8 protein-coding genes and 1 pseudogene are annotated in these 9,972 nt (G+C 36.1%); 3 read left to right on the top strand and 6 right to left on the bottom strand.

All coding sequences use genetic code 11. From position 1 onward, the window contains the following. The first annotated feature begins 36 nt into the window (after positions 1 to 36). Positions 37 to 2,412 carry an outer membrane beta-barrel family protein gene (locus ACZZ9T_RS16350; protein ID WP_463442961.1) on the top strand — a complete coding sequence of 792 codons (2,376 nt, stop codon included), beginning with the start codon at positions 37 to 39 and terminating at the stop codon, positions 2,410 to 2,412. A 401-nt stretch (positions 2,413 to 2,813) separates the two neighbouring features. After that, positions 2,814 to 6,047, top strand: coding sequence for a fibronectin type III domain-containing protein (locus ACZZ9T_RS16355; protein ID WP_463442962.1), 3,234 nt, complete (start codon positions 2,814 to 2,816; stop codon positions 6,045 to 6,047). Positions 6,048 to 6,157: 110 nt separating this feature from the next. Here the strand turns inward: ACZZ9T_RS16355 and ACZZ9T_RS16360 are convergent, their stop codons facing one another. The 4 genes from ACZZ9T_RS16360 to panD all read right to left on the bottom strand — a co-directional run bounded on the left by ACZZ9T_RS16360 (position 6,158) and on the right by panD (position 8,297). After that, positions 6,158 to 6,733 carry a TerD family protein gene (locus ACZZ9T_RS16360; RefSeq protein ID WP_463442963.1) on the bottom strand — a complete coding sequence of 192 codons (576 nt, stop codon included), beginning with the start codon at positions 6,731 to 6,733 and terminating at the stop codon, positions 6,158 to 6,160. Between the two features lie 122 nt (positions 6,734 to 6,855). Further along, a complete protein-coding gene (locus ACZZ9T_RS16365; protein WP_463442964.1) occupies positions 6,856 to 7,191 on the bottom strand; it encodes a hypothetical protein in 336 nt (111 codons plus the stop codon). Beyond that, entirely contained in the window at positions 7,110 to 7,943 is an 834-nt protein-coding gene (locus ACZZ9T_RS16370; RefSeq protein ID WP_463442965.1) for a lysylphosphatidylglycerol synthase transmembrane domain-containing protein, read from the bottom strand. The genes ACZZ9T_RS16365 and ACZZ9T_RS16370 overlap by 82 nt, the downstream gene beginning before the upstream one ends. A gap of 3 nt (positions 7,944 to 7,946) precedes the next feature. After that, positions 7,947 to 8,297, bottom strand: coding sequence for an aspartate 1-decarboxylase (gene panD / locus ACZZ9T_RS16375; protein WP_047444445.1), 351 nt, complete (start codon positions 8,295 to 8,297; stop codon positions 7,947 to 7,949). A 397-nt stretch (positions 8,298 to 8,694) separates the two neighbouring features. Here panD and ACZZ9T_RS16380 point away from each other — a divergent pair, with 397 nt between their 5' ends. After that, positions 8,695 to 8,985: an HU family DNA-binding protein gene (locus tag ACZZ9T_RS16380; RefSeq protein ID WP_129536153.1), complete on the top strand. Its 291-nt coding sequence runs from the start codon at positions 8,695 to 8,697 to the stop codon at positions 8,983 to 8,985. A gap of 174 nt (positions 8,986 to 9,159) precedes the next feature. Here the strand turns inward: ACZZ9T_RS16380 and ACZZ9T_RS16385 are convergent, their stop codons facing one another. Beyond that, positions 9,160 to 9,573 carry a pyridoxine/pyridoxamine 5'-phosphate oxidase gene (locus ACZZ9T_RS16385; protein ID WP_463443015.1) on the bottom strand — a complete coding sequence of 138 codons (414 nt, stop codon included), beginning with the start codon at positions 9,571 to 9,573 and terminating at the stop codon, positions 9,160 to 9,162. After that, positions 9,473 to 9,972: pseudogene (locus ACZZ9T_RS16390) on the bottom strand (hypothetical protein); the annotation flags it as partial. The gene ACZZ9T_RS16385 and the pseudogene ACZZ9T_RS16390, both read right to left, overlap by 101 nt.

Raw genomic sequence — 9,972 nt, forward strand, 5'->3', positions numbered from 1 at the left:
ACAATTGACAACTGTCTAATGAGTAAAATAATACACATGAATAAAAAAGTCGTTCTTCTTTTAGCGCTTTGCTCTTCGGCAATTCTCTCCGCTCAAAGTATTGAAGGAACTATCACCCATAATTCTCATCAACCTGCAACTGATACTGAAATTCTTTTAACCAAAGAAAACTCAAAATTCTCAGCAATTACAGACGAAAAAGGAAAATTTAAAATTCCACTAAAAGAAAACGGAAACTATGTTCTTCAGATCATCAGAGACGGCATTACTACAAACACAGAAAATATTACCGTAAAAGGGAATCTTCTTAAAAATATAGAAATCAAAGAAGAAAAAGCACCTTCCGAACAAAAAATAGAAGGTGTAACCATGACTGCAAAGAAAAAACTTTTTGAAAGAAAAGTAGACCGTTTGGTTTTCAATGTAGAAAATTCTGTTGCTTCACAGGGAATTGATGCTGTAGAAGCCTTAGCAAAAACCCCGATGGTACGTGCGACTGATGATGCGATTTCGATTGCAGGAAAAAGCAATGTTGCCATTATGGTGAATGACAGACTGCTGAATTTATCCGGTCAGGAAATGATCAACTATCTTAAAACGCTGCGTTCAGACGATATTGCGAAGATCGAAGTGATCACTACTCCACCCGCAAAATATGAAGCTGAAGGGAAAAGCGGATTGATTAATATAGTCTTGAAAAAGAACACAAGTCTTGGATGGAACGGATCTCTGCAGACATCTGGAAGCTACTATTGGAACCGCCCTGTCGTTTCTACAAGAAGTGGCGCAAGTTTTAATTATCAGGGAGAGAAATTATCTGTAACGACCAATCTGTCTCTGGGAGATAATTACTGGGAACAAAAATCCTACAACTATCTTACTGGAAAAGGCAATACAGATTACTGGAATACCGACAGCCAAAGTGCTAATAATTATCGATATAAAGGTGGAAACGTAAAAGGAGAATACAAAATCAATGATAAAAACCTTGTTGGTGTCAATTATAATTATTCGTACAGCAACCCGATAGAGCATGCTAAAAATTACACCAAAAGACAATCGGAGAATATTCCGCAGGAATTTTATTCAGATTCAGAAAACAGAAATATCAGAAAAGTACACAACGCATCAGCTTTTTATGATGTAAAACTAGACACGTTGGGAAGCAAACTGAGTCTTTCTGCCAATGTCATGTTGAATGATGCTAATGCTAAAAATCTATACAGTACAGTTACGGATGTTGCTACAAAGTCATTTGTAAATCCTATCAGCCAATATAAAATCTATTCGGGACAGGCAGATCTTGAAAAGAATTTCGCTAAAATAAAAACAGAAGCCGGACTGAAATTTACCAGCATAAAAAACGATTCATACTTCAACTTTTTTGATATTGAAAACGGTCAGAATGTAAGAAACACTGCAAGAAGCAATGATTTTTTCTACAACGAACAAAATTATGCCGCATACGCTTCCACGAGTTTTAAAATCAATGAAAAATGGGATGCTAAAGCCGGATTGAGATACGAATATACCAATCTTGAAGGAGTTTCTGCAAATGATAAGGTAGCTACAAACATCCAATACGGAAAATTTTTTCCTACCGCTTACCTGAGTTATAAAGCGAATGACAACAATACTTTTTCCATTAATTATTCAAGAAGAATCAGCAGACCTTATTTCGGGAATCTGAATCCTTTTAAATACATCATTTCAGAATTTGAGTACAGCACCGGAAATCCTTATTTGCTTCCTTCGTTTTCAGATAATCTGGAGTTTGGATATGTTTTGAAAAATAATTTCAACATTACAGCATATTATAATTACAATAAAGATAATTCTGACCGTATTCAGGTGGTGCAAGGTGCCGAAAAATACAGCATCGTAAAGAATTTTTATAATGAAGATCAAGCCGGAATCAATATTTCCTACAATTACAACAAATTGAAATGGCTGGAATCTAATATTTTTGTCAATGGTTTTTATGCCCAATCAAAATCTTTTGACGCAGATGCCGTTGCAGCACCTGCAGGATACGGAGCCAACTTTAATTTTGACAACAATTTCTTTTTAAACAAAGAAAAAACCGTCACCCTCATGCTCGGACTATGGAGTAACATCCCAAACAGAAGCGGAAATACCTACTTTAACGGTAATTTCTCTGCTTATTCTGGTTTAAAACTGAATCTGATGCAGAAAAACCTGATGATCAATCTTTACGTAAACGATTTACTAAATACCAACCGTTCAAAAGGTACAGAATTCTATCCCAATTATGACGTGGAATACTATTCTAAAGGAATTACCCGAAATATTTACCTTTCTGTGACCTACAAATTTGGAAATAACGATGTAAAAGGCGCTACCAAACAAGTGAAATTTGAGGAATCGAGCAGAGCTGGTGGCGGAAGTTAGAATATGAAAACAACAATTTGATTTATTGTTGTTTTGATAACAATAAAGAAGCATTCACTTAAAACGAAATTAATACTCCATCGGAAAGAACATCAGAAACGTAAATTTAGATTAGAATCGCAAAAAAAACATTTATTTTTTTACACCTACTTCAACATATGTTGAAGTATTTTTTTATTGAAATTATCATTTTGAGTTAATAATAGCATTTTTTCTAAGAAAATTGATTAAGCTTATGATAGATTTTATCAAAAAACAGATTATTCATAAATTATAAAAATTAGACATCTGATAATAAATTAGACATACGTCTATATTTATTGCAAAATTATAAGCAATAAAAAAAGATTAATAAGTTAATAAATACTAAATTAGCAGAAATTTAATAATCGATAAATCAAATGAAAAAAACTTTACTCTCAATTGTTTCAGCTGCATTTGCCACGCTGACCTTTGTGACCACTAATGCCCAGTATTACAATCGGGCACCTATCTCAAGCGGTTTTAATGCTGATGTCATCGCAAACGGCACAGGTCCTTCAGCAAGTTCCACCACTATAGATGTTGACGGTGTGAGCTTTGCGTTTATTTCGAAAGACTTTATGGCAACAGCTACAAGCCCCACGCTAGCTTATGGACTTCCAGTAAATGGTATTTTCACATCTGCAGTTACAACTACACCGGGATTGAGTTACGAATTAGCTTCCTACTCATCAAACAACACTTTAAGGTTGAGTGCAGTAAACGACACAGGTACTTTAGCATTAACTACACCTGTAGCTTCGTATAACCTTTACATTTTAGCAACAAGCGGAAGCGGAACTTCTACTCTTACCGCAGTAATTAACTTTACAGATGGTACAAGCCAAACAGCTACCGGACTTGCCGTAGGAGATTGGTACAACACCACAGGATTTGCAATACAAGGTATCGGAAGAATCAACAGAACCAATGATAACCTGGAAGACGGTGGTGGTACTAATCCCAGATTATACCAAATCCCTGTAACAATCAATGTTGCTAATCAGGCGAAGCTGGTACAGTCTGTTGCATTTACCAAAACTGCAGGAAGCGGGATTTCAAATATTTTCGCATTATCTGTAAATAAATACACCACTTGTCCCGCTCCTTCTGCACTTACAGCGGGAAGCATTACTCAAAATGGAGCCACAATTTCATTTACGGCACCTACACCTGCTCCTTCTAACGGATATCAGTTGTACTACAGCACTTCGAATGTTTCTCCTACGGATGCAACACCAGCTTCCATTACAAACATCACAGGTTTATCTGCTCCTGTTACCGGTCTTAGTCCTAACACCATCTATTATGTATGGGGAAGATCAGTGTGCGGAACGCCTGGACCTTGGGGATTTTCTGCAACTTTCAAAACATTATGCGGACCCGTAACCTCTCTTTCCGAAAATCTTGACAGTTACACAACAGGAAATATTGTTCCTGATTGTTGGGCAAGGCTTGTTTCCGGAACAGGAACCATGTCAATTAGTGCTACAGCTCCGGTATCATCAGGAAACAGACATCTTTATCAGAGCAGCTCGACTGTTGCTAACTCGTCTGTCGTTGTTTTACCTGAATTCAGCAATATCAATGCAGGTACACACCGATTGAAATTTAAAGGAAGATCATCATCTACAACAGGTTCTGCTATACAAGTTGGATATGTGACAGATGCTACAAGTGCAGCAAGTTTCGTAAGCTTATTTGCCTTTGACGTTACCAATACCACCTACACAGATTTGGCTTCACAAAGATCATTTGTAATTCCTACTACCGTTCCTGCTACAGCAAGACTTGCTGTAAAAAATACAGGAACAAAGACGGGCGGTTTTTATTGGGATGATGTTGTATGGGAAGCGGCTCCTGTATGCATTGAGCCTTACAACCCTGTAAAGACAAATTCATCAACCTCATCAATATCATTATCATGGACTGCGCCTTCACCGGCACCTGCTACTTATGATATTTTCTACTCAACCACAAATACTCCACCTACAGGTACTTCAACACCACAAATTACAGGAGTTACAACCACCTCAAATACTGTAGGCAGCTTAACAGCCAGCACGACTTATTATTTCTGGATCAGATCTAACTGCGGTACTTCTCAGAGTTCATGGATTGGTCCTGTGACAGGTTATACAGGAGTTTGTTTGCCAACAGGAGGAGCTAGCTCAACCACATATTACTTACAAACAATTAGTACAACAGGTGGCACAAATAATATTTCGTATAATGCTACTACGTATAATGCATATACAGACAACAGTGCTACATCACTTTCATCTTATCCTGGCGGTATTGTTAACTACAATCTTGTAAGCAGTGCAGGAACCAACTATCATTATATCTGGGTAGATTACAACAATGACTTAGATTTTGATGATACTGGTGAAACCATTTTAGCTACAACAACATATACAGCTTCTTCTGCCGGAAACTTTACCATTCCCGTTACTCAAGCGATTGGTAATTACAGAATTAGATTTGCTCAGTCTTACAGCGGAAACATTACCTCTTGCGGACCAGCTCCTTATGGTAGTTATGTAGATTACACCCTTAACATCAATGCTGCACCATCTTGTGGTGTTGTAACAGGTGTTACGGCAACCAATCCTACTACTACATCAGCTTCAGTGTCATGGTCAGCTCCTGCTAATATACCTTCTAGCGGATATCAAATTTACTACAGCACAAGCAATGTCGCACCAACCGCATCAACTGCGGCAACTCAAAGTGTAGCATCAGGAACTACTGCTACCATTACACCGCTTACACCCAATACAACTTATTATGTGTGGGTAAGATCAAATTGTGGTTCAGGAACTTCAAGCGACTGGTCTGTTACAGCAGCTACTGTAACAACACTATGCAACGCTACAACAGTACCTTACAATGAAAACTTTGAAACTGCAGTAACTCCTGCTGCACCATCTTGTACGAATGTAATTAATGCCGGATTGGGGAACAACTGGTACACAAGCAACAATCCAGGATCAGGATTTACTACAAATGTTTTGAGATACGATTACAACTCATCAAATGCAGCAAACTCTTGGTTCTTTACTCAAGGAATTCAGCTTACAGCAGGAACACAGTACAGTGTAGAATTTGATTATGGTGATAATACTGTAGATACCTATTCTGAAAACCTTAAAGTTTCTTACGGAACTACGGCAACAGTTGCCGGAATGACAAATCTTATTACCGACATTACAGGGATCAACACAGGAACTTTGACTAATGGAGTGTACACATTTACACCTGCTACAACAGGAGTTTATTACATTGGATTTAATGCTCATTCTGACGCTGATCAATATTATCTTTATGTTGATAATATAAAAGTAAATCTTAGCACATTAGGAACTTCAGAAGCAACTAAAAAACTGAATGAAGTAAGATTATATCCTAATCCTTTTGTGGATACTCTAAGCATTTCAGACATTAAAGGATTGCAGTCTGTATCTATTGTAGATATTGCAGGCAGAACTGTAAAAACGATTGCAAAACCTGGTAAAGATTTGAATGTATCTGATTTGGTTTCTGGTTCTTATCTGGTAACTCTTCACTATGAAGACGGAAGCAAAAAGACCATCAAAACTATTAAGAAATAGAAATCTCTTACCTCTTAAATACAATAAAGGCTGTCATTCAACAATGACAGCCTTTTATTTTTACTTTATCTCAGTTACAAGATGCGGAAATAGATAACTAAAAAACTTTATTATTTAATAATCTGCCCACTGTAATATTTCTCTAAAAAGAAACCCAAATCAGCTCTATAGCCAATTCCGGAAGCTTCAAATTTCCAGCTGCCGTTTCTCCTATACAGTCTGCCGAATTCAATTCCTGTTTCTATGGAAAAATCTTCATCTAATTCGTATTTCGCAATCTCCTGATTTGTATTCTGATCAACAATTCTTATGTAGGAGTTTCTCACCTGCCCAAAATTCTGCCTTCTTCTTTCAAAATCTTCGATCGTTACTACAAACAGGATCTCTTCCACTCTGGAATCCACTTTGTCAAGGTCAACTAAAATCGCCTCATCATCATCGCCGTCACTATTTTTCCCGCTTGGATCATCACCTGTATGGACTAAGGCATCGTCCGGCGATTTGAGATTGTTATAAAAAATAAAATAGTCTTCACTTACCAGTTTTTTCTGAGAATCAATCATAATTGCAGAAGCGTCAAGATCGAAATCATAACCTGTTCCTTCATTAGGATCCCAGCCAAGTCCGATGGTCATTTTTGTAAATCCGATATCTATTCTCTGTCCTTTTCGTAGGTTAATTGCCATAATTCTGTACTTTATATCTAAGATAGTTTTGATTTATCAAATCTCCAAATATTCAGATTAAATAAACATCAAAAAGCCCGATCGATTTGATCAGGCTATATTTATTTTGAGTATTCAAGAATCTATTTGATATTAATTTCAGTCTCAGTTTCCAATTTATTTCTTGCTTTTGCCAACATCAGAATAGACAGCAAACCGGTGATCAACATGATTACAATCTGCATCGGCAAGGAAATAAATGAATATGTAAGTCCCATTTCACCACCAAATTCAGCACTTTTACCCATTGAGATGAATAATGCCATAAAACCATATTTCATGGCTAAATTAAATGCTCCGATACCGCCACTCGCCGGAATAATCATTCCTAAAGTTCCTACAACAATAATGAAAAAACCGTCAGCAATCGTGAAATTTGAAGTTTCTGGCAGGGCAAAGCAGACAAGATAGGTTGCCATAAAATAACATGCCCAAATACCAATGGTGTATAAAATAAATTTTCCCTTTTTTTCAATTTTGAAATTGATGCAATTCCTTCCCAAATTCCTTTACCGAAATTAATGAGCTGAACCCTTTTAAATTTTATCAAATAGAAAATTACACCTAAAAATAAAAGTAAAATGATCACCTTCACTATCAAATAAAAAGAATCAAAATCGTTGATCCCAAGTGACATTAAAAATTCTTCAAAATCATTCGGAATATGCTCTTCTTTACTTACTTTCTTTTTTTCAGTAACGTAATCGTAAAATGATACAATAGCATCAAATTTAAAAATAACCGTCAGCAAAAGAAAACCCATCATACAAACAAGATCAATCACCCGTTCTAAAATAATGGTGCCAACAGATTTGCTAACAGGCACTTTTTCAACACCGTACAAAGCCGTTGCTCGGGCAACTTCACCACTTCTCGGAATGGTTAAATTCATTAAATATCCGAAGGAGATCGTCCAGAATGCATTAGAGGTCGAGATGCTGTGTCCCATCGGTTCTAGTAAGAGATTCCATCTAACCGCTCTGAACCAATAGGCAAGAACACCAAAAACTGCTGCGAAGGCAACCCAAATATAATTGGCTTTTTCCAAAGATTTCTGAATCTTCGGAAAATCAAAACCTCTCAATGCTAACCATAGAAAAAAGCCTGCAAATGCAAGTGAGATAACAACCGTTACAATTGTTTTTAAAGGATTAGCTGATTTTTTTTCCATGAATCAGGTAAGAAGGTTAGTTTTCTCGTCCGGAAAAACAATTTTCGGCTGAAAATCTCTTGCTTCCTCAGGTGTCATCTGAGCGTAAGCTATGATAATGATAATGTCATCACGCTGTACTTTTCTTGCTGCAGGACCATTCAGGCAAACCTCACCAGATTTTCTCTTTCCTTTAATCACATAAGTGTCAAAGCGCTCACCATTATTTACATTAACAATATAAACCCTCTCTCCCACAACCAATCCTGCTGCATCTATAAGATCTTCATCTATGGTAATGCTTCCTATATAATTAAGATCCGAGGCAGTTACTCTTACCCTGTGAATCTTAGATTTGAATACTTCTATTAACATGGTGCAAATTTATTAATAATATTTAATAAAATGATTTTAAAATACACTTTACGATCACTACTAAATAGACAATTTAATTTCAAATAAAACATGATATTTGTTAACTGATTATCAATACAATAAGGATATTAATAAAAAGCGAAAACTAAACATGAAATTCAGGAATCAATAAATACAAAACATAATATTATTTTTTTAGCAAAACCAATACACATAAGCAACTGGCACGATTTTAGTATCTCGAAACCTAGATTTTTCGCAAATAACTGAATTATGATATTTTGATTGATTTCAGGATAAATCAAAATACATTCATAAGTTTTTAGAAAAAATTTGCACAATTTGAAAATTGTTTTATATTTGCTATAATTACTAACTAACTTTTAATATTAAAATTATGAACAAATCTGAATTAATCGACGCAATTGCGAAAGATGCAGGAATTACTAAAGTTGCAGCAAAAGCTGCCTTAGAATCATTTATCTCTAACGTTACTACTACTCTTAAAGCGAAAGACGGTAAAGTTTCTCTGGTAGGTTTCGGTACTTTTTCAGTATCTGAAAGAGCTGCGAGACAAGGTATCAACCCTGCAACTAAAAAACCAATCAAGATTGCTGCTAAAACAGTAGCAAAATTCAAAGCTGGTGCTGATTTGGCAACTGCCGTATCTGGAGTTAAGAAAAAATAATCACCCGATTATAAAAAATACAACCTCATCTTTTGATGAGGTTTTTTTTGTTTGTACAAATACTATGAATGTATTTTAGGATTTTATAAATAGTCCAATCTATTCTACTCGTATTGAGATTTTAAATTATTCATCTTTTGTTTCTCAGAAATTCGAACTTTCACTAAAGAAAAATTATGGAGCAAGTCGGGAAACTTCCCAATCCAAATCCTTTAATGAATAAATAATTCTGTCATGCAATCTATTAGGTCTTCCCTGCCAAAATTCTATTTCATAAGGTTTTGCAATATAACCGCCCCAGTTATCAGGTCTTGGAACTTCAGAATTTTCAAACTTTGTTTCCAGTTCTTTTAATTTAACTTCTAAAAATTCTCTATTTGGGATCACTTCACTTTGTGGAGAAACCGCTGCTCCCAATTGGCTTCCTTTTGGTCGGGAATGAAAATAGCCGTCGCTTAAGTTTTCTGCAATTTTCCCCAAATCAGCTTTAATGATGATTTGTCTTTTCCAAAGCCGGCCAGAAAAAATGCAAACAGGCTTTGTGTGTTTTTTCAATTGCTTTGCCCTTCCGGCTGTCATAATTGGTATAAAAGATAAAACCTTCGTATGTATATTCTTTAAGCAAAACCATTCTTGTTCTGGGGCAACCGTCATCTTCTAAGGTCAAGAGCTCTGGGTGACACATTCTAAACCCTGAATACAGCTTCAAGCAATTTAAATTGCTGATGATCATGCCTGCCACCTTTTTTTTTTTTTTTTTTTTTTTTTTTTTTCTGCCATGCCATGCCATGTGTGTTCTCTCTGCCATCCAGCCATTTTTTTTTTTTTTTTTTTTTGTTTTTTTTTTTTTTTGTGCCTCCATGTGCCACCTTTTTTTTTTTTTTTTTTTTTTTTTTTTAGCCATGATCATGCCAGCCTGCCATGCCACTGCCACCTGCCACTGCCATGCCATGCCATGCCATGCCATGCCATGCCATGCCATGCCAT

Source organism: Chryseobacterium sp. AC417 (assembly GCF_979258215.1).

Excerpts from the sequence above, each read along its gene's own strand:
- ACZZ9T_RS16355 (WP_463442962.1), top strand. The coding sequence starts at position 2,814 with ATGAAAAAAACTTTACTCTCAATTGTTTCAGCTGCATTTGCCACGCTG.
- ACZZ9T_RS16370 (WP_463442965.1), bottom strand. The coding sequence starts at position 7,943 with ATGGAAAAAAAATCAGCTAATCCTTTAAAAACAATTGTAACGGTTGTT.
- ACZZ9T_RS16365 (WP_463442964.1), bottom strand. The coding sequence starts at position 7,191 with ATGGCAACCTATCTTGTCTGCTTTGCCCTGCCAGAAACTTCAAATTTC.
- ACZZ9T_RS16350 (WP_463442961.1), top strand. The coding sequence starts at position 37 with ATGAATAAAAAAGTCGTTCTTCTTTTAGCGCTTTGCTCTTCGGCAATT.
- panD (WP_047444445.1), bottom strand. The coding sequence starts at position 8,297 with ATGTTAATAGAAGTATTCAAATCTAAGATTCACAGGGTAAGAGTAACT.
- ACZZ9T_RS16360 (WP_463442963.1), bottom strand. The coding sequence starts at position 6,733 with ATGGCAATTAACCTACGAAAAGGACAGAGAATAGATATCGGATTTACA.
- ACZZ9T_RS16380 (WP_129536153.1), top strand. The coding sequence starts at position 8,695 with ATGAACAAATCTGAATTAATCGACGCAATTGCGAAAGATGCAGGAATT.